Origin of the sequence: Streptomyces sp. NBC_00090, assembly GCF_045160815.1 — a bacterium.
In the GTDB taxonomy this organism is placed as follows: Bacteria; Actinomycetota; Actinomycetes; order Streptomycetales; family Streptomycetaceae; genus Streptomyces.
The window spans coordinates 8,864,025-8,882,042 of sequence record NZ_CP108224.1 but is presented as its reverse complement, the minus strand read 5'-3'; the positions used below and the strand labels follow the sequence as shown (position 1 = coordinate 8,882,042).

Annotated in this window: 13 protein-coding genes, 1 pseudogene and 1 riboswitch; of the genes and pseudogenes, 8 read left to right on the top strand and 6 right to left on the bottom strand. The window is 71.8% G+C overall.

Annotated elements, in window-relative coordinates; genetic code table 11:
* The first annotated feature begins 55 nt into the window (after window positions 1-55).
* Window positions 56-3,241 (top strand): DEAD/DEAH box helicase, encoded by a 3,186-nt coding sequence (locus OG361_RS39280; RefSeq protein ID WP_405861425.1) that lies wholly within the window; start codon window positions 56-58, stop codon window positions 3,239-3,241.
* Window positions 3,238-4,584 carry an SWF or SNF family helicase gene (locus OG361_RS39275; RefSeq protein ID WP_405861423.1) on the top strand — a complete coding sequence of 449 codons (1,347 nt, stop codon included), beginning with the start codon at window positions 3,238-3,240 and terminating at the stop codon, window positions 4,582-4,584. Before OG361_RS39280 ends, OG361_RS39275 begins: the two co-directional genes overlap by 4 nt.
* A gap of 73 nt (window positions 4,585-4,657) precedes the next feature.
* On the opposite strand, the gene OG361_RS39270 is transcribed toward OG361_RS39275, so the two are convergent.
* On the bottom strand, window positions 4,658-5,632 hold the full coding sequence (locus OG361_RS39270) for a hypothetical protein (RefSeq protein ID WP_405861421.1): 975 nt from the start codon (window positions 5,630-5,632) through the stop codon (window positions 4,658-4,660).
* Between the two features lie 223 nt (window positions 5,633-5,855).
* Entirely contained in the window at window positions 5,856-6,710 is an 855-nt protein-coding gene (locus OG361_RS39265) for a bifunctional 5,10-methylenetetrahydrofolate dehydrogenase/5,10-methenyltetrahydrofolate cyclohydrolase (protein ID WP_405861419.1), read from the bottom strand.
* Window positions 6,711-6,738: 28 nt separating this feature from the next.
* A riboswitch (ZMP/ZTP riboswitch) is annotated at window positions 6,739-6,847 on the bottom strand.
* A 134-nt stretch (window positions 6,848-6,981) separates the two neighbouring features.
* Here OG361_RS39265 and OG361_RS39260 point away from each other — a divergent pair.
* Both OG361_RS39260 and OG361_RS39255 read left to right on the top strand, forming a co-directional pair.
* Complete coding sequence (locus OG361_RS39260; protein ID WP_405862680.1) at window positions 6,982-8,235, top strand: GAF domain-containing protein; 1,254 nt, start codon at window positions 6,982-6,984, stop codon at window positions 8,233-8,235.
* A gap of 44 nt (window positions 8,236-8,279) precedes the next feature.
* Window positions 8,280-9,803, top strand: coding sequence for an aldehyde dehydrogenase family protein (locus OG361_RS39255; RefSeq protein WP_405861417.1), 1,524 nt, complete (start codon window positions 8,280-8,282; stop codon window positions 9,801-9,803).
* Between the two features lie 172 nt (window positions 9,804-9,975).
* On the opposite strand, the gene OG361_RS39250 is transcribed toward OG361_RS39255, so the two are convergent.
* The 3 genes from OG361_RS39250 to OG361_RS39240 are packed head-to-tail and all read right to left on the bottom strand — an operon-like array spanning window position 9,976 to window position 13,071.
* Window positions 9,976-11,316 carry a tyrosine-type recombinase/integrase gene (locus OG361_RS39250; RefSeq protein ID WP_405861415.1) on the bottom strand — a complete coding sequence of 447 codons (1,341 nt, stop codon included), beginning with the start codon at window positions 11,314-11,316 and terminating at the stop codon, window positions 9,976-9,978.
* Window positions 11,198-11,605 (bottom strand): maleylpyruvate isomerase family mycothiol-dependent enzyme, encoded by a 408-nt coding sequence (locus tag OG361_RS39245; protein ID WP_405861413.1) that lies wholly within the window; start codon window positions 11,603-11,605, stop codon window positions 11,198-11,200. The genes OG361_RS39250 and OG361_RS39245 overlap by 119 nt, the downstream gene beginning before the upstream one ends.
* Entirely contained in the window at window positions 11,593-13,071 is a 1,479-nt protein-coding gene (locus OG361_RS39240) for a PLP-dependent aminotransferase family protein (RefSeq protein ID WP_405861411.1), read from the bottom strand. Before OG361_RS39240 ends, OG361_RS39245 begins: the two co-directional genes overlap by 13 nt.
* Window positions 13,072-13,126: 55 nt before the next feature.
* On the opposite strand from OG361_RS39240, the gene OG361_RS39235 reads away from it, so the two are divergent.
* From OG361_RS39235 to OG361_RS39220, 4 genes are all read left to right on the top strand, one after another.
* A complete protein-coding gene (locus tag OG361_RS39235) occupies window positions 13,127-14,302 on the top strand; it encodes an MFS transporter (protein WP_405862678.1) in 1,176 nt (391 codons plus the stop codon).
* Between the two features lie 133 nt (window positions 14,303-14,435).
* Window positions 14,436-15,323 carry a 2-dehydropantoate 2-reductase gene (locus OG361_RS39230; protein ID WP_356676945.1) on the top strand — a complete coding sequence of 296 codons (888 nt, stop codon included), beginning with the start codon at window positions 14,436-14,438 and terminating at the stop codon, window positions 15,321-15,323.
* 105 nt (window positions 15,324-15,428) lie between these two features.
* Window positions 15,429-15,827, top strand: coding sequence for a RidA family protein (locus OG361_RS39225; protein ID WP_405861409.1), 399 nt, complete (start codon window positions 15,429-15,431; stop codon window positions 15,825-15,827).
* 399 nt (window positions 15,828-16,226) lie between these two features.
* A complete protein-coding gene (locus OG361_RS39220; protein WP_405861407.1) occupies window positions 16,227-17,021 on the top strand; it encodes an IS5 family transposase in 795 nt (264 codons plus the stop codon).
* Here the strand turns inward: OG361_RS39220 and OG361_RS39215 are convergent.
* Window positions 16,969-17,482: pseudogene (locus OG361_RS39215) on the bottom strand (hypothetical protein). The gene OG361_RS39220 and the pseudogene OG361_RS39215 overlap by 53 nt on opposite strands.
* Between the last annotated feature and the right edge of the window lie 536 nt (window positions 17,483-18,018).

The window sequence follows — 18,018 nt, the reverse complement described above, 5'->3', positions numbered from 1 at the left end:
CGGGTGAGGTACTCTCGGCGGCTCGGTCCCCAGGTAGTCAAATTTGAGGAATGCGTTGTCGCTGTCGCACGGACCCGATGAATCCGCCCTCGAACCCGCCCTCGAACCCACGCAGGAACCCGCCGACGAAGCCGCCCGCGAGCCTGTCCGCGAAGCCTCCCGCGAACCTGCCGGCGAAGCCGCCGACGAGGCAGCCCGGGCACTCTCCCCCGAGCTCGTCCTTCACTCCGCCGTCTTCCTCCCCGCCGATCCGCCTCGCGCGGGGAGGTTCGCCTTCTGGTCACCGGAGGGCGAGGCGCTGCCGGACGGCGTCCCGTCACCCGTCGACCTCACAGTCGTGGACGCCGACAGCCTCCGCCCCGTGACCGTCCCCGCACAGGTCCTCTCCGTTCGGGATGCCCTGCCGCTGCTCGCCCGAGCCCGGTTCTCGGATGCCGCCTCGCCCGCGGCCGCCTTCTGGGGCGCTGCCTCGCTCCTCGCCCTGGACCTCGTCGCGCGGGGCCTGTTGCTGCCCGGCCTGACCCCCGGCGACCACGACGCGTGGCGGGTGGGGCCGCTCGGTCCCGAGGAGCTGGCGCGGCTGCGTACCCTCGCCGCCTCAATGCCGCCGAGTGCGCACGCCGTACCCCTCCCCCTCCCCCTCTCCCTTCCCCTCCCTCTCGCCCCCTCGTCCCGCTCGGCCTCTTCCCCCTCGTCGTCCCCCTCCCCGGACGGACCACTGCTCCTCCCCGAACCGGAGGCGCTGCTGCGTGCGTTCGCGGACGCGGTCGCGGACACCCTGCCCCGGACGCCGGCGGCCCCCCTCGCGGCCGGCGGGTCGGCCTTCGCGGCCGACGCGCCGCAGACGATTCCCGAACAGCGTGCCTGGGCCGCCGACGTGGCGGCGGGTCACGACGCGGGCGTCCGGCTGTCGCTCCGGCTCGAACTCCCGGGCTTCACCTCCGAGGCGCGGGAGGCGCCCGCCTTCCGCGCGGTCCTCCAGCTGCACGGCGTCGCCGACCCGACGCTCGTCGCGGACGCGGCGGAGGTGTGGGCGGGATCCGGCAGGACGGCGGGCGCGTTCGGCCCCCGGGCCCGGATGGACGCGCTGCTCGCCCTGCGGCGCGCCGCCCGCGCCTGGCCCCCGCTGGCTCCCCTCCTCTCGGCGGCCGTGCCCGACACCGTCGAGCTCGCCGACGAGGAGGTCGCGGAGCTCCTGGGCCCGGCGACCCGGGCCCTCGCCGCGACGGGCGTCCAGGTCCACTGGCCGCGCGAGCTCACCGACCGGCTCACCGCCCGCGCGGTGATCGGCCCTTCGGCCGCGGCACCGGAGGACGGCCGGAGCGACACCCGGTACGGGGACGGCAACCCGATGCTCGCGAACGGCGCCGCGCACCTCGCGGACAGCACCACGCCCCTCGACGGCGGCAACCCGCCGGACGAGAGCGGCGGCCCGCCGGGCGAAGGCGGTGGCCCCGGGAGCGGCTCGCTCCCCTCCTTCCTCTCCGCCGACGCCCTGCTCGCCTTCAACTGGCGCTTCGCGGTAGGCGACCAGGAGCTGACCCGGGCCGAGCTCGACCGGCTGGCCGAGGCCGGACGGCCCCTCGTCCGGCTGCGCGACCGCTGGGTCCTCGTCGATCCGGCCGAGGTGCTGCGGGCCCGGGCCCAGCAGGACCGCAAGTTCACGCCGGTCGACGCGCTGTCGGCCGTCCTCACCGGCACGACCGAGATCGACGGCCGTCCCGTCGAGGTGGCGGCCTCCGGCTGGCTGGAGCGGCTGCGGGAGCGGCTCGCCGATCCAGAGGGCGGCCGCCCCGAGGTCGCGCAGCCCGCCGCGCTCGCCGCGACCCTGCGCGACTACCAGCTGCGCGGTCTCGACTGGCTCCACCGGATGACTTCCCTCGGCCTCGGGGGCTGTCTCGCGGACGACATGGGCCTCGGCAAGACGATCACGGTCATCGCGCTCCATCTGCACCGGCAGACCGACACCGCCGCGTCCGGACCCACGCTGGTCGTCTGTCCGACCTCGCTCATGGGCAACTGGCAGCGGGAGATCGAGAAGTTCGCGCCCGGCACTCCCGTACGCCGCTTCCACGGCGCCACCCGTGATCTGGACGGCCTCGCCGACGGCGGCTTCGTCCTGACCACGTACGGCACCATGCGGCTCGACACCGAGCGGCTCGCCGCGCGGAACTGGGGACTCCTCGTCGCGGACGAGGCACAGCACGTCAAGAACCCGTACTCGGCGACCGCGCGTGCGCTGCGGACGATCGGGGCACGCGCGCGCGTGGCGCTGTCCGGCACTCCGGTGGAGAACAACCTCTCCGAGCTGTGGGCGATCCTCGACTGGACGACGCCGGGGCTGCTCGGCACGCTCGGGGCCTTCCGTACGCGCTTCGCCGCCGCCGTCGAGGGCGGCGGGGACCCTGCCGCCGCCGATCGACTCGGCGCGCTGGTCCGCCCGTTCCTGCTGCGCCGCCGCAAGTCGGACCCGGGCATCGCGCCCGAGCTGCCGCCGAAGACGGAGACCGACCGGGCCGTCTCCCTGACGCCGGAGCAGGCCGGTCTCTACGAGGCGGTGGTGCGCGAGACGCTGGAGGCGATCGCGGCGGCCGACGGCATGGCGCGCCGCGGCCTCGTCGTGAAGCTGCTGACCGGTCTGAAGCAGATCTGCAACCACCCCGCCCAGTACCTCAAGGAGGAGCGACCGAGGATCGAGGGCCGCTCGGGCAAGCTGGAGCTGCTCGACGAACTCCTCGACACGATCCTCGCCGAGGGTGCGAGCACCCTGGTCTTCACCCAGTACGTGGGGATGGCCCGGCTCCTGGAAAGCCATCTCGCGGCGCGGGGCGTGCGGACGCAGTTCCTCCACGGCGGCACTCCGGTCGCCGAGCGCGAGGCGATGGTCGCCCGTTTCCAGAACGGGGACGTGCCCGTCTTCCTCCTCTCGCTCAAGGCCGCCGGGACCGGTCTCAACCTCACCCGCGCCGAGCACGTCGTCCACTACGACCGCTGGTGGAACCCGGCCGTGGAGGCGCAGGCCACCGACCGCGCGTACCGGATCGGGCAGGACCGTCCGGTGCAGGTGCACCGGCTGATCGCCGAAGGCACGATCGAGGACCGGATCGCCGCCATGCTCGACCGCAAGCGGGAGCTGGCCGACTCCGTCCTCGGGACGGGCGGGGACGCTCCGCCGGAACTGACCGAAATGACCGATGCGGAACTGGCGGAGCTGGTACGGCTGCGAGGGGACGGACGATGAGCGTGTACGGACACGGGGGCGACGAGCGGACGTTCGAGGCGCTGCCGCCCGCGAAGGGCGCGGCGTTCGCCAGGACCTGGTGGGGCCTGGCGTGGCTGAAGGCGCTGGAGGACACCGCGCTCGACGGCCAGCAGCTCAAGGCCGGGCGCCGGCACGCGCGCGCGGGGGCGGTGGGCGCGGTGTCGGTGCGCCCCGGCCGGATCACGGCGATCGTCAAGGACCGCGACGGCACGGCGCACCGCAGCGACGTGCTGGTGCGGGAGTTCTCGGAGGAGGAGTGGGAGCGGCTGCTCGACCTGGCGGTGGACAGCGCGGGGCACATCGCGGCGCTCCTCGACCGCGAGATGCCGCCGCACCTCGTGGAGGACGCGGCGGTGGCCGGGCTGGACCTGCTGCCGGGGATCGGCGATCTCGACCCGGAGTGCGGCTGCGAGGCCTGGGACCACTGCCCGCACACCTCGGCGCTCTGCTACCAGGTGGCGCGGCTGCTCGACGAGGACCCGTTCGTGCTGCTGCTGATGCGGGGGCGCGGCGAGCGGACCCTCCTCGACCAGCTCCAGACGCGCAGCGCACGGCGGGCCTCGGCGCCTGCGGTACGCGACGGGCAGGACGGCTCCGGGGACGTTGCCGGTACGGACGGCGCCGGCGGCATGCCGGGCGTGTCGGCGGCGGAGGCGTACGCGGCGCGGGACATCCTGCCGCCGCTGCCCGCCCCTCCGGCGGCCCCGTCGGAGCCGGGCGAACCGCCCTCCCTGGACACGGAGACGGATCCGGAGCCGGGGGTCGATCCGGCGGCCCTGGAGTTCCTCGCGAAGGACGCGGCGACCCGCGCGCGGCGGATGCTCGTCACGGCGCTCGGCGACGGTCCGGGACTCGTGGAGCCGTCGCTGACGGTCGCTCAGGACGCGGTGCGGCTCGCCGTCGGCTCCCCCGCGCCGTGGGTCGCGACGCGGCTCGCCGCCGGTTCGGGCAGGACACGGGCGGATCTGGACGCGGCCACGCGCGCGTGGCGGTTCGGGGGTGCGGCCGCCCTCGCCGTACTGGAGGAGGAGTGGGCGCCGGACGCCGACACTCTCGCCCGTGCGGCGGCGCTGCTCGCGGAGGCCTGGGAGGACGGCGAACGGCCGGTGCTGCGGCGGGCGACGGGCGCGCGCTGGACCGTGGTCGGCGCGGAGGCGCAGTTGCGGCTCGGTACGGACGGCCGTTGGTGGCCGTACCGCAAAGCCGGTGCCCGCTGGTCCCCGGCGGGCCCGGCGGACCGCGATCCGGCGTCGGCGCTGGCCACGGCTCTCACGGCCGACACCGCCGGAGCCACTCAGACTGCCGGGGCCGGCAGCCCCTGACCTGCGGGCCACACCCGACCCACGGGACCCACCTGACCCACCTGACCCGGTGGACCCGGTGGACCCTCCGGAGCTACCGGAGTCGGTCCGTGAGCCTGCCGCCGGTTGCGGCGAGGCTGCAGGCCACGGTGTCCGAACCGAGGAGGTAGCTGGTGCGGAAGGGGTACTGGACGAAGGTGGTCCAGCGGGTGCCGAGCGGCTGCCGCGCGGCCTTGCGGCGGAGCGGCGCACGGCAGAGCTCCGTGGCCGCCTCCCGCACCTTCTGGTCGTCGGCGTAGGTGCCGGTCAGGCGTGGCCGGGCGACGAGTTCGGCGTGGTGCGGCGTGTCGCAGGCACGCCGGAGAGCCGTGCCCGGCGTGGCGCGGTCGATGTCGAAACACTCGCCGACCCGGAGCGCCTCGAACGAGACGGGCCGGGCGGGGGACGGCGTGCGCGGCGGAGCGGTGGAAGGCGCTGTCGAGGGCGCCGCGGGAGCGGCGCTCGCGGTGCGGGATGGCAGCGGAGAAGCGCTCTCCTCGCGCGCGGAGCTCTTCCCGGGTACCGACCGCGTCGGCGTGCCGGCCTCGGACGTGCCGGCCTCGGACGTGCCGGCCTCGGACGCCTCGGCCTCCGGCGTGTCGGCCGCGGGATTGCCGGTGGCCGGGGTGCCGGTGGCCGGCACACCGGTCGACGGCGTGTCGGCCATGGGAGTACGCGCCCTCAGCGCGTCCCCCTCGGCGACGACCGGGGACGGTACGGCCACCGGATCGCCACCCGCCCGGCCCTGGACCGCGCCCTCGTGCCCGTCCCATCCGCCGGCGAACGTGAACGCGCCCACGACGAGGGCGGCCACGAGCACCGGCACGAGCGGCACGCCGAACCGGCGGGCGCGCCGCGCGGCCGGACCCGGCCGGGGCACCCCGAGGCGTACGACACGCGACCAGGCCGCTGTGGTTGGCCGCTCGGCGGGGTGGGACGAGGACACGGCCGAGACACCGTCCGGACCGGGCGCGTCCGGCACGTCCGGCCGGCGGTCCGGCGGCGGAGAGACGGTCGGCGGGTGTGGCACGGACACCAGGGTTGCCTGTCGGCGGCCGTGTGGCGAGGGATCCGGGGCCGTCGAGCGCGGCCTGTACGGAATGGTGACCATCATCGGCCATACGTTGTCCGGCCATCGCCGGAAAACGCCCCTCTCGCCCCGGCCGTCGGAACGCCGACGCCCGACCCCGCCACCTCGCCGCTCCCCCGCACCCGGCCCTACCCCGACATCCCGCCGTCCCACCACGGGAGTCCTACAGACCCAACTGGCGCTCCGCGCCCTCGACCGTCTGGGCGAGGAGCACGGCGATGGTCATGGGGCCGACGCCGCCGGGGACCGGGGTGATGAGCGAGGCGCGCTCGGCGGCCGACGCGAAGTGGACGTCGCCGATGTTGCCCGGGTTGTAGCCGGCGTCGACGACGACCGCGCCCGGCTTGATGTCCTCGCCCTTGATGAAGTCGGCCTTGCCGACGGCGGCGACGAGGATGTCGGCCTCTCGTATGACGGAGGAGAGCTCCTTGGTGCGGGAGTGGCAGTAGGTGACGGTGGCGTCGCGGCCGAGGAGCAGCAGCCCGGCCGGCTTGCCGAGGATCGCACTGCGGCCCACGACGACGGCCCGCTTGCCGCTGAGTTCGACGTCGTACGCGTCGAGGAGGCGCATGATGCCGCCGGGCGTGCAGGAGACGAAACCGGGCAGCCCGAAGCCCATGGCGGCGAAGGAGGCCATGGTGACGCCGTCGACGTCCTTCTCGGGGGCGATGGCCTCGAAGGCGGCGCGCTCGTCGATGTGCGGGCCGACCGGGTGCTGGAGCAGGATGCCGTGCACCTCGGGGTCCTCGGAGAGCGCGGTGATCGCGGCGACGAGCTCCTCGGTCGTCGTGGCGGCGGGCAGCTCGACGTGCTTGGAGCGGATTCCGGCCTTCGCGCAGCGGTTCTGCTTCATCTTCACGTACGTCACGGAGGCCGGGTCCGCGCCGACCAGGACGGTCGCGAGACACGGCGTGACGCCGGTGCGGCGGGTGACCTCGGCGGCGCGGGCGGCGGTCTCCTCGACCGTACGGCGGGCGAGGGCCGTGCCGTCCATGAGGGTGGCGGTGCTGGTGGACATGGCAACTCCTGGGCGTCGTCTCTGACCGGTGGTTCGCCCAGGCGCACGGCATCGGCACGGCAGCACCGATCGGGTGCCGACCGCCCGGGCCGCTCCCCGGTGGTGATCCACCTCAAGCGCCAGTCACGGCCCGGGGCCCACTCTACGTGAGGGGTCGGGGACCGGTCCCGGACAGGGTGCATATGCCGAGGTGCCGGGGCGCTTGCCGACGGCCCCGCGCGCGCACGACGATGGGCCCGACTACCGGGACGACCTCGACGGGGAGGCCGAGTTGAGCGATGCGTGGGTGGCCGGGACGACGGCTCAGACGCACACACGGACGGCCGCCGGCTCCGGCCCGGCGCGGCCGCTGGTCGCCGCCTCGTGGCGGCGCTCCGTACGGGCCCGGGTAAGCCAGGAGGGCGCGGCGCGGGTCGAGCTGGACGAGGACGAACTCGCCGAGCACCGTGACGGCCATCCGCTGTCGGCGGCGATGCCGGTGATCCGTGAGCTGATGGGGGCCTACGCGACGGACGGCGAGCATCTCCTCGCGGTCTGCGACGCCGCCGGGCGGATGCTCTGGGTGGAGGGCCATCCGGGCACCCTGCGCAAGGCCCGCGCGATGAACTTCGTGGCCGGAGCCCGCTGGTCGGAGTCGGCGGCCGGGACGAACGCGCCCGGGACCGCGATCGCCGTCGACCGTCCGGTGCAGGTCGTCGCCGCCGAGCACTTCCGGCGACCGGTGCGGGCCTGGACGTGCGCCGCCGCACCCCTGCACGATCCGCACACCGGGCGGGTGATCGGCGCGGTCGACATCACGGGTGGCGACGGGCTCGCGCATCCGCACAGCCTCGGCTTCGTCCAGGCGGTGGCACGGGCGGCCGAGTCCCAACTGGCGCTGGTCGGGCCGGCCCCCCGGGCCGACCGGCTCAGGCTCTCGGCGCTCGGCCGCGACGAGGCCGTGCTCTCGGTGGGCGGGCGGCGGCTGCGCCTGAGCCGCCGCCACAGCGAGATCCTGGTGGTCCTCGCGCACCGCCCCGAGGGCGTGGGCGGCGACGAACTCCTGACACTGCTGTACGAGGACGAGTCGGTGACTCCGGTGACACTGCGGGCGGAGCTGTCCCGGCTCCGCTCGCTGCTCGGTCCCGACGTGCTGCGTTCGCGCCCGTACCGGCTGGCGGGGCCGGTGGACGCGGACTTCGCCACCGTCGACCGGCGGCTCGCCTCGGGGGCCGTCTCGGCGGCGGCCGGCGAGTACGCGGGCCCGCTGCTTCCGGCGTCGCTCGCGCCCGGGGTCGTACGGCTGCGGGAGCGGCTCGCGGACCGGCTGCGGGCCGCGCTGGTGGACCGGGGCGATCCGGGGCTGCTCGCGGACTGGGCGTACAGCTCCTGGGGCGAGGAGGACGTGGTGGTCTGGCGGGCACTGTGCTCGGCGGTGCCCGCTCCTCAACTCCCGCCCGTACGGGCACGGCTCGACTCCCTGGAGACGGAACTGTCCTCCGGTGCAACGGGATTGCAACGTACGGGTCCGCAGACTCGGCCATGAGCGCCGGCCAGGGACGGCCGGCGCGTCCCAGGGAGGCCATGCCCATGACCCGTTACGCCGCACCCGGTACCGAGGGCGCGATCATGTCGTACGAGGCCCGCTACGACCACTGGATCGGAGGCGAGTACGTCGCCCCGGCGCGCGGCCGCTACTTCGAGAACCCGAGCCCCGTCGACGGCCGCGCCTTCACCGAGGTCGCCCGAGGCACCGCCGAGGACGTGGATCGCGCCCTCGACGCGGCGCACGCCGCGGCACCGGGGTGGGGCCGGACGGCGCCGGCGGAGCGCGCGACCGTCCTGCTGAGGATCGCGGACCGGATGGAGAGCAACCTGGAGGCGCTCGCCGTCGCGGAGAGCTGGGACAACGGCAAGCCCGTCCGGGAGACCCTCGCCGCCGACATCCCGCTGGCGATCGACCACTTCCGCTACTTCGCGGGGGCGCTGCGGGCCCAGGAGGGCGCGCTGAGCGAGATCGACGACGACACCGTCGCGTACCACTTCCACGAGCCGCTGGGCGTGGTCGCTCAGATCATCCCGTGGAACTTCCCGATCCTCATGGCGGTCTGGAAACTGGCCCCGGCGCTTGCCGCGGGCAACGCGGTGATCCTCAAGCCCGCCGAACAGACCCCGGCCTCGGTGCACTTCTGGCTCAGCCTGGTCGCGGACCTGCTGCCGCCGGGCGTCCTGAACATCGTCAACGGCTTCGGCGAGGAGGCCGGCAAGCCGCTCGCCTCCTCACCGCGGGTGGCGAAGATCGCCTTCACCGGCGAGACGTCGACGGGCCGCCTGATCATGGGGTACGCCGCCGAGAACCTCAAGCCGGTCACCCTCGAACTCGGCGGCAAGTCCCCGAACATCTTCTTCGACGACGTGTGGGCGGCGGACGACGACTTCCGGGACAAAGCCCTCGAAGGCTTCACGATGTTCGCCCTCAACCAGGGCGAGGTCTGCACCTGCCCGTCGCGTGCCCTCGTCCAGCGAGGCCACTACAGCGAGTTCCTGGAGGCGGCGATCGCCCGCACGGAACGGATCGTCCCGGGCCACCCCCTGGACACGGCGACGATGATCGGCGCACAGGCCTCCTCCGAGCAGCTCCGGAAGATCCTCTCCTACCTGGAGATCGGCCAGCAGGAGGGCGCGAAGATCCTGACGGGTGGTCAGCAGATCGAGTACGACGGGGACCTGGCCGGCGGCTACTACGTCCAGCCCACGATCTTCGAGGGCGACAACCGCATGCGGGTCTTCCAGGAGGAGATCTTCGGCCCGGTGGTGGCGGTGACCTCGTTCACCGACTTCGACGACGCGATCCGCACGGCCAACGACACGCTCTACGGCCTCGGCGCCGGCGTCTGGACCCGCGACACGAACACCGCCTACCGCGCGGGCCGCGCGATCCAGGCGGGCCGCGTCTGGACGAACTGCTACCACGCGTACCCGGCCCACGCGGCCTTCGGCGGCTACAAGCAGTCGGGCATCGGCCGCGAGACCCACCGCATGATGCTGGACCACTACCAGCAGACGAAGAATCTGCTGGTGTCCTACTCGCCGAAGAAGCTCGGCTTCTTCTAGGGGCACGAAAGAAGGCGCCTGACCTGGGGTTTTCCCCGGGTCAGGTGCCTTCTTGGAGCGCTCGAGCCTTTCCATGGGGGAGGCGTCGAAATACTCCTCTTCTTCCAGTTCATCCCACCCGTATCCCAGTCCTGACCAGCAGTTCCGGGCCATACACGGGCCAGATTGCGGCTCAGCCCTTGGCGCTGCTGTCCTCGCTGCGCCGGCTCCACTCCTGCATCGACTCCTCGATGAGCCGGTTGGAATGCTCCTGAAGACCGTCCAGGAACTTGGCGTAGTACTGGAAGAGCACTTGGATGCTCTGGCCAGCCCGGCGCGCGCATTCGGCAGGATCCACGCCGGAGTGCAGCCAGAACGAGATCCCGGCGTGCCGGAGGCCATGGGGCCTCTTGGCGAGGAGCGTCGGCTGCTCATTGGGAGCCAGGACCTTCTTACGGGCCCGCTCCCACGTCTTGCCGTAGGCCGCTGCATCAACGTAGCCGCCGGCCGCATTGCGAAACACTCGGCCATCGGGCGCCACGCCGAAGCGATCGACGTGTTTTCGCAGTGTGTGCACGAACGACGGCGGTATCGGCACGGGACGTGTGGCCTTGACGGCTCGCCGCTTCAAGGAGTGCACTTGGTGGACCGAGCCATCGTCCGTCCACTCCTTGCCGGCCGTGACGACACCTCCGCTCAGGTTGAGCATGCCCCAGCCGCTCTTCGGCAGATGGCACTGTGAGATCTGCAGGTGGATGACCTCCGCCGGACGCATGGCCGCGTAGTACATGCAGCCGAAGAACGCCTCAAGGCGCGGGCCGCGGCCCTGTTGTTTGCCAACAGCGGTCAGCAGGCGAGCAACCTGGGTCGGGTTCGGCACGCAGGCCGGGTCCACTTCCTCACTCACCCCAGAAGCTTGCCACTTGACCCTGGCGAGTGGACTCTCCGCGAAGTATCCCTTGTCGACGGCAGTTCCGAGGACCTCACTGAAGGCCGATCGTTTCCGCAGCGCGGTCTTCGCCGCGGCGGACTCTCCGTCGATCTTCCGACCGAGCGCGTCCAACGCCCTGCGCACGACGTCTGGTTCCATCAGCTCACTGACGGGCAGGGAGTGCCGCTCCATCCAGTCGAGGGCATGCTGCCATTCGGCGGACGGCTCACTCTCCCAGGCGCGCTTGTTGAACGCCCATGAATACAGCGCGCGCCGCAGAACCCTCGGCTCCGAGTAGCGCGCTTCGCGTCGCACCAGCGCGGGGGTGATGGTGGCAAGTGCATCAGCGAGGGCACGACGGGTGTTTCCAGGCGTTCGGTCCCATCGCTCATCGATGTAGGCATGAGCCAGGTCGTACCAAGTGGTCCGCTGCCTAATGGCACGGATCTCGGAAGCAGGCAGACCAGTCTGCTCGTCGAACGCCTCACCGTCGCGCGCGGCCGTCATGAGCTTCGCGCGCCGGCTCTCGGCCAGCCCCTTGGTAATGAAGGACTCCGACCGCTCGCGGCCGTTGACCGTCCATCGCACCTCGAACGGCTTCAAGGCGGCTGCGCAGGTCGGTGGCGAGTTCGGCCGCGGGGTGGTCGGCGCCTTCACGGACAGTACGGGCGAGCGACTTGGCGTCCGTCCTCGGGACGGGTTCGATGCCGGTTCGGGCCACGGCGAGCAACCACCCATAGGCGTCGATGCTGCGGGCCAGGTGGGTGATGACGTGGCCGCGGGTCCAGCCGGCCAGCGTCGAGGGTGCACGCATCTCCAGGTCGGTCAGCGCGTCGAGGGTGGCGGTGATCCTGGCACCGGAGCGGGTGACTTCCTCGATTATGTCGAGCATGTTCGTACCGTAGTGGCGGGGTAGTCGTCGCCGAGCGTCGGACGGACCTGCGACGCGGGATATCGGCCCCTCAGCAGGCCTCCGACCGCCGTGATGCCTGCCGTGATGGCGCGTTCACCGACGTTGCCGAACCCCAGGATCAGCTGCACTGGCTCTGTCGCATGCGAAGAACGGCAGGTGCTCATTCCGTAGAGGCCCACGGATCGGGCGTGGGCGGCGGCGATGAGGTCTTGCTCGTCGGCCGGTCCGTGGAGGTGCGCTACCGCGTGGAAGCCCGCCGCGAGGCCGGTCACCCTGACCTCGGGGGCATGTTCGGCGAGCGCCGCCACCAGGGTCGTGCGCCGTGCCGCGTAGGTTGTCCGCATCCGGCGCAGGTGCCGGTCGAAGCGGCCGGACTCGATCATTCTCGCGAGGGCGAGCTGATCGAGTGTGGGCGACCCGCGGTCGTTCAGCTGCTTGTGCTCGATGATCAGCTCGGTGAGCGCGGGCGGGCAGAGCATCCACCCGATGCGCAGCGCGGGCGCGAGGGACTTGCTGACGGTGCCTATGGAGATCACGCGGTCGGCGGCGAGTCCTTGCAGGGCGCCCACCGGCTCCCGGTCGTAGCGGAATTCGGCGTCGTAGTCGTCCTCGATGACGACGGCGTCCCGGCTCCTGGCCCACTCGATCAGGGCGAGCCGCCGCTCGGGTGCCAGAGCGACACCGGTGGGCCACTGGTGCGCAGGGGTCATGACGACGGCGCGGGCGTCGGTCGCGGCGAGTGCCTGCACGTCGATGCCGCGCTCGTCGACCGGTACCGGGATCGCCGACAGGCCCGCCCAGGACGCGGCAGAGGAGATCGTGGCCGGTGAGCCGGGGTCCTCGTACGCCACCGTACGGACACCTGTCCGGGCCAGGGCGTGCAGGGCCAGACCGAGGCCCTGCGCGTAGCCGGAGCAGATCACGATCCGTTCCGGATCCGCTGCGGCGGCGCGCACCCGCCGCAGATATCCGGCCATGACCTCGCGCAGAGCCACATTGCCGCGCGGGTCTCCGTAATCAAGCGCCGCCGTCGGCATGGTGCGTGCCGCCTCGCGCGTGGCCCACAGCCAGTCGGCGAGCGGGAAGCTGCTCAAGTCCGGGACGCCCCACTTGAAGTCGGCCACCAGGCCTGGAGGTGCCGAGGGCGGTGACGTGGGCGCTGGCGGTGCGCCCGCGCCGGCGGCGACCCGGGTGGCTGAGCCGACGCGTGTCACGAGGTACCCCTCGGCTTGGAGCTGGGCGTAGCAGTCCTGCACCAGCCCGCGCGACAGCCCGAGCATCCGAGCGAGTTCACGGGAGGACGGCAGCCGTTCGCCGATCTGCAGCCGCCCGGTCCGGATCGCGTCCCGCAGCCGGAGTTCCAGCTGGGATCGCAGCGGCTCGCCGCTGTCCCGGTCGATGACCAGCAGCAGATCGGGTGACAGACCGGACCACTCCAGAGGCATGGAATTGGATCTTACTGGCGATCCGCTTGGCCTTTAGCTTCGTCGTGTGACCAGGATGATCAACTCTCGAGCTGAGGGCGCCGGTTCGCGGCCGCCGCTGGTGACGCGGCCCCTGCTGCTGCGTTTCGTCTCGGTCATCGGTGCCTCGACGAGCTTCTACCTGCTGTTGTCGGTCGTCCCCCTCTATGCCGAGGTGTGCGGAGGCGGTTATGCCGCGGGACTGGCCACGGGTGCGCTGATGCTGGCGACGGTCGGAGGCGGGCTGGCCACTCCCCGGTTCGTTGCCCGCTTCGGTTACCGCCTGGCGCTGGTGGCAGGGCTGGTCCTCCTCGGCACGCCCACGCTGGTGCTGACCGCTTCCGGGAGCACGGTTTGGATCACGGCGGTCTGTGTCGTGCGGGGTCTGGGCTTCGCGTTCACGGTCGTCGCGGGTGGCGCTTTGACGGCGTCGCTGATCCCGCCCGAGCGCCGTGGTGAGGGGCTGGCACTGGTTGGCATCGTGTCCGGGGTTCCGTCGCTGGTGGCCCTGCCGCTGGGGGTGTGGCTGGTAGGGCACGTGGGGTACGTACCGGTCTGCATTGCTGGCGCAGTGGCCGCGCTGGCCGCTATCGTCTCGGTGCCGGGCCTGCCGGACCACGAGCCGACCTCGGGACGGTCGATCGGGGTGCTGGCCGGGTTCCGGACGGCCGCTCTTCTGCGGCCCGCCGTCGTCTTCTCGGCTACTGCGCTCGCTGCCGGAATCACCGTCACCTTCCTCCCCCTTGCCGTCCCGTCGGCTTCTACCGGAGTCGTCGCCATGGCCCTGTTCGTCCAGTCCGCGGCATCAACCGCGGCCCGCTGGGTCGCGGGCCGACACGGCGACCGGCACGGACCGGCCTCACTCGTCCTGCCCGGCCTTGTTGTCTCCGCCGCAGGGACGCTGCTCACCTCTCTGACCCACAGCCCGGTCGCCGTTGTCGTCGGCGTGGCCCTGTTCGGGGTCGGTTTCGGAGTCACCCAGAACGCCACGCTGACGCTGATGTACGCGCGTGTCCCCGCGTCTGGCTACGGCACCGTCAGCGCCCTGTGGAACTTCGCCTACGACGCGGGCATGGGCGTCGGCGCCGTCGGGTTCGGGGTGCTCGCAGGCCAGACCGGCTACCCATTGGCTCTCACCCTCACCGCCGCGCTGATGCTCACCGCCCTTGCCCCGGCCTGGCGCGACCGCCTGGCCAACGGCTCCCGTCGATGACCGGCGCAACCACACACGGCCGGGGCCAAGGCTCCACCACCAGCACTTGCCGACGCGATCCCGTGGACGAACTGACCGCATTCAGCAACGAGACCGCCCAACGGGCACTGGTCTCCCAAGAACAGGAGCGCACATGACCACGAACACCGTGACGGTGGCCATCCTCGGGCCGGGCGGTGTCGGTGGCCTGATCGGCGCGCTGCTCGCCCGCGACGGACACCGCGTCGTCTGCCTGGCCGGCGAGGAGACCACCGCCGTGCTGCGCCGCGAGGGCCTGCGAGTGCAGAGCACGCAGTACGGCGACTTCACCACTCCGGTCGAAGCTGACACCTTGCTGCGCGAACCGGTCGACGTCACCTTCGTGACCGTCAAGCAGACCGCCCTGCCCGCCGCCCTCGACCGTGTTCCGCCGCAGGTCCTCGGCGACGGTATCGTCGTACCGCTGCTCAACGGACTCGACCACCTCGCAGCACTGCGCCGACACTATCCGGCCGGCCAGGTCGTGGCCGGAACCATCAGGGTCGAGGCCACCCGCACCTCGCCCGGACGCATCGCGCACACCAGCCCCTTCACCGCCCTCGAACTGGCCGCCCCGCTCGCCGACCTCGCATCCCACCTTCGGCACGCCGGCCTCGACGTGGCCCTGCGCACCGACGAGAGCACGATGCTCTGGGACAAACTCTCCTTCCTCGCCCCGTTCGCCCTGCTGACCACGCGCTACCAGTCCGCTGTGGGCGCCATCCGCGACGAGCGGCGGTCCGAACTGCTTGCCGTACTCGACGAAATCACTGCCGTGGCCCGCGCCGCGGGCACACCGGTGACCGCCGAGGCCGTGCTCTCCTTCTTCGACCGGGCCCCCGAGATGATGAAGTCCTCGATGCAGCGCGACGCGGAGAACGGCCACCCGATCGAGCTCGACGCCATCGGCGGGGCTGTCCTACGGGCCGCGGCCACTCACAGGATCGAGACCCCGATTACCGCACGTCTCGTCGCAGAGCTGGTTCCCACAGCAAGTCAGTAGCAACACCGGCCCGTACCCACGGCGGCGGGGGGCACCTCGTCAAGTGCCGACAGTCCAAAGCCATACACAACACCCCGGCGTGTTCACCGCCCGCTTTCAGGAGACATGATGCAGCACTTCGTCCGACCCGACGGCACCCCTCCGGTCAACGGCTACAGCCATGCCGTGGCGTTCACGGGGCCGATGGTCGCCGTCTCCGGACAGGTCCCGGTGGACGCCCACGGGCGGGTGGTGGGCGCGGGGGATAGCGCGGCCCAGGTACGCCAGGTCTTCGCGAACCTGGTCACCGCGTTGGAGGCGGCGGGTGCCGCCATGGATTACGTGGTCAAACTGACGGTATTTCTGACCAACCTGGCCGATCTGGACACCTTCCGCCAGGTGCGCGACGAGTACCTGGACACGGCCCGCCCGCCAGCCTGCTCACTCGTCAAGGTCGCCGGGCTGGTCCATCCCGCGTTCCGGGTCGAGATCGACGCACTCGCAGTGCTACCCGCTGGGGCGTGAGCTCAGGGAAGACACGAGTCGATCACCGGACGCCGTTGTCCGGCGTCTCCTGCCCGAGCCCGACTCGGAGCCCCTCCCCCATTGCGTGTTTGTGGCCGCGCAACGGGGCGCCCGGCCTCCGGAGCTGGCATGAGAAGCCGCATCTCAGCCGATCTTGGAAGCTGCGGGTCAAACAGAGTTCCTGGTCGGGTGATCTTCCGGTTGTACGCGCATGAAGACAGGGCCTCTCGGCAGCTCGGGGATGTAAATCGAACCAAGCGATGTCGGGAGGCCCCTTTGTTGTTGTACGCGCCCGCGCACGTTGACTTCAACTCGACCGTCGTGTCATGTGCTTGCCTCGCGCACGTGTACGGGAACGCGGCCGATCATCCGGACCGGGTACGCCGGTATCCGTCGGACATGACGGACGCGGAGTGGGCGCAGGTGAAGCCCCTCTTGCCGGTGCCGGCCTGGCTGGAGGGCCGGGGCGGGCAGCCCGAGGGCTACTGCCACCGTCAGATGCTGGACGCGATCCGCTATCTGGTCGCGGGAGGTATCTCCTGGCGGGCGATGCCCGCGGACTTCCCCGTTTGGAACCGGGTTTACGCCTTCTTCCGCCGCTGGCGGCAGGCAGGACTGATCGCGGAGTTCCACGACCGTCTGCGCGGGATGGTCCGCGAACGCGAAGGACGCGAGACGGAACCGACGGCGGGGATCATCGACGCTCAGTCGGTACGGGCTGCCGCGTCGGTGCCGGCCGCCTCACGCGGATACGACGGCGGCAAGAAAGTACCGGGCCGCAAGCGACACATCGTCACCGACTGCCTAGGCCTGCTCCTGGTCGTCGCGGTGACCGCCGCGAACATCCCCGACCGGGATGCCGGCATCGGACTGCTGGGGCGGCTGCGGTCGCTGCACCACGAGATCACCTTGGTCTGGGCCGACGGCAGCTATACCGGCGGCCTTGTCGACTGGGCGAAGGAGAAACTCGACCTCACCCTGCAGATCGTCAAGCGCACCGACGACATGGAGGGGTTCGTGGTGCTGCCGAGACGCTGGGTGGTGGAGCGCACGTTCGCGTGGTTGATGCATTCGCGCCGCCTGGCCCGCGACTACGAAACCCTGCCCGCCGCCAGCGAGGCGATGATCCGGTGGTCGATGATCACGCGGATGGGCCGCCGACCGGCCCGGCCACGGGCCGGCGGCCGACGCTGAACATCCCCGACGCTTCCTGGACCAACCACCCGCGCTCCGCCAGGCGTTTCGCCTTCGACCGCACCCCCTCGACCTTCGCCGGCGACGTTTCCAGCCCCCAGCACCACCGCGATGTCCTTGGCCCGCACCGGCCCCTGCCCCCGCCCCGGCCGGTCTTCCAGCACGCCCAGGATCCGCTGGTAGTCCGGCGAGAGAAGGGTCGCAGGCAGCCCTTCCCGCCAGGGCGGCACCGTCGTCCCCGACACTGGCGCGGGCGCCGATTCCCCCTCGGCCTCCGTCACGGCGGTGGTCTCGGCAGCGGACACAGCCAGGGCCTCGGCGAGCTCCTCCCGCGCGATCACCCGCCGGTCCAGCTCGATCTCGGCGGCCTCCAGCGCCTGAGCCGCCCGGTCCGCCTCCTCCCGCAGATCCTCGACCCGCTCACGGGCAGCCGCCTCCCGCGCCTCCAGCAATCCCAGCATCGACGCCACCGCGCACCCCTCAACGATCAAACGGAAACAGGACGCCTCATCCCTCCCTCACCCCGACCGAAGCCATGCCTGACCAGTACCAATCAAGCGACCACGTTCGGTTGAGCAACGGCTTCTGATGCCCTGCGACCAGGGCGGATGCACGATGCGACCGCCACGCGCAACGAAGGCATCAGTGCCTGCTTCCAGCACTTCCCCGATGTGAGGTCCTCCTGGACGACGGATATCTGGGCCTGAGACGCGACCACCCCGGCCGGGCCATCACCCCACCCAGGAAGCCGAACAAGATCGCGCTCTTGTACGTGCACGCCGCCGGAGAAGAAGCCTGACACCAACACTCATCGAAACGCATCACCGTCGAGCACGCACTTGCCGACCATAAACGCTGGAAGCAACTGACCCGCTGGACCTACCGACGCGAAGCCCTGCCCGGCACCTACCGGGCCATCGCCGGCCTCGTCTCCGACCGCAACACCGTCGCCTGACCACGACCCATATCAGGCAAACACGTCGCCAGCACTATCACG

Excerpts from the sequence above, each read along its gene's own strand:
- OG361_RS39255 (WP_405861417.1), top strand. The coding sequence starts at position 8,280 with ATGACCCGTTACGCCGCACCCGGTACCGAGGGCGCGATCATGTCGTAC.
- OG361_RS39220 (WP_405861407.1), top strand. The coding sequence starts at position 16,227 with ATGACGGACGCGGAGTGGGCGCAGGTGAAGCCCCTCTTGCCGGTGCCG.
- OG361_RS39225 (WP_405861409.1), top strand. The coding sequence starts at position 15,429 with ATGATGCAGCACTTCGTCCGACCCGACGGCACCCCTCCGGTCAACGGC.
- OG361_RS39265 (WP_405861419.1), bottom strand. The coding sequence starts at position 6,710 with ATGTCCACCAGCACCGCCACCCTCATGGACGGCACGGCCCTCGCCCGC.
- OG361_RS39245 (WP_405861413.1), bottom strand. The coding sequence starts at position 11,605 with ATGCTCGACATAATCGAGGAAGTCACCCGCTCCGGTGCCAGGATCACC.
- OG361_RS39240 (WP_405861411.1), bottom strand. The coding sequence starts at position 13,071 with ATGCCTCTGGAGTGGTCCGGTCTGTCACCCGATCTGCTGCTGGTCATC.
- OG361_RS39235 (WP_405862678.1), top strand. The coding sequence starts at position 13,127 with ATGATCAACTCTCGAGCTGAGGGCGCCGGTTCGCGGCCGCCGCTGGTG.
- OG361_RS39275 (WP_405861423.1), top strand. The coding sequence starts at position 3,238 with ATGAGCGTGTACGGACACGGGGGCGACGAGCGGACGTTCGAGGCGCTG.
- OG361_RS39230 (WP_356676945.1), top strand. The coding sequence starts at position 14,436 with ATGACCACGAACACCGTGACGGTGGCCATCCTCGGGCCGGGCGGTGTC.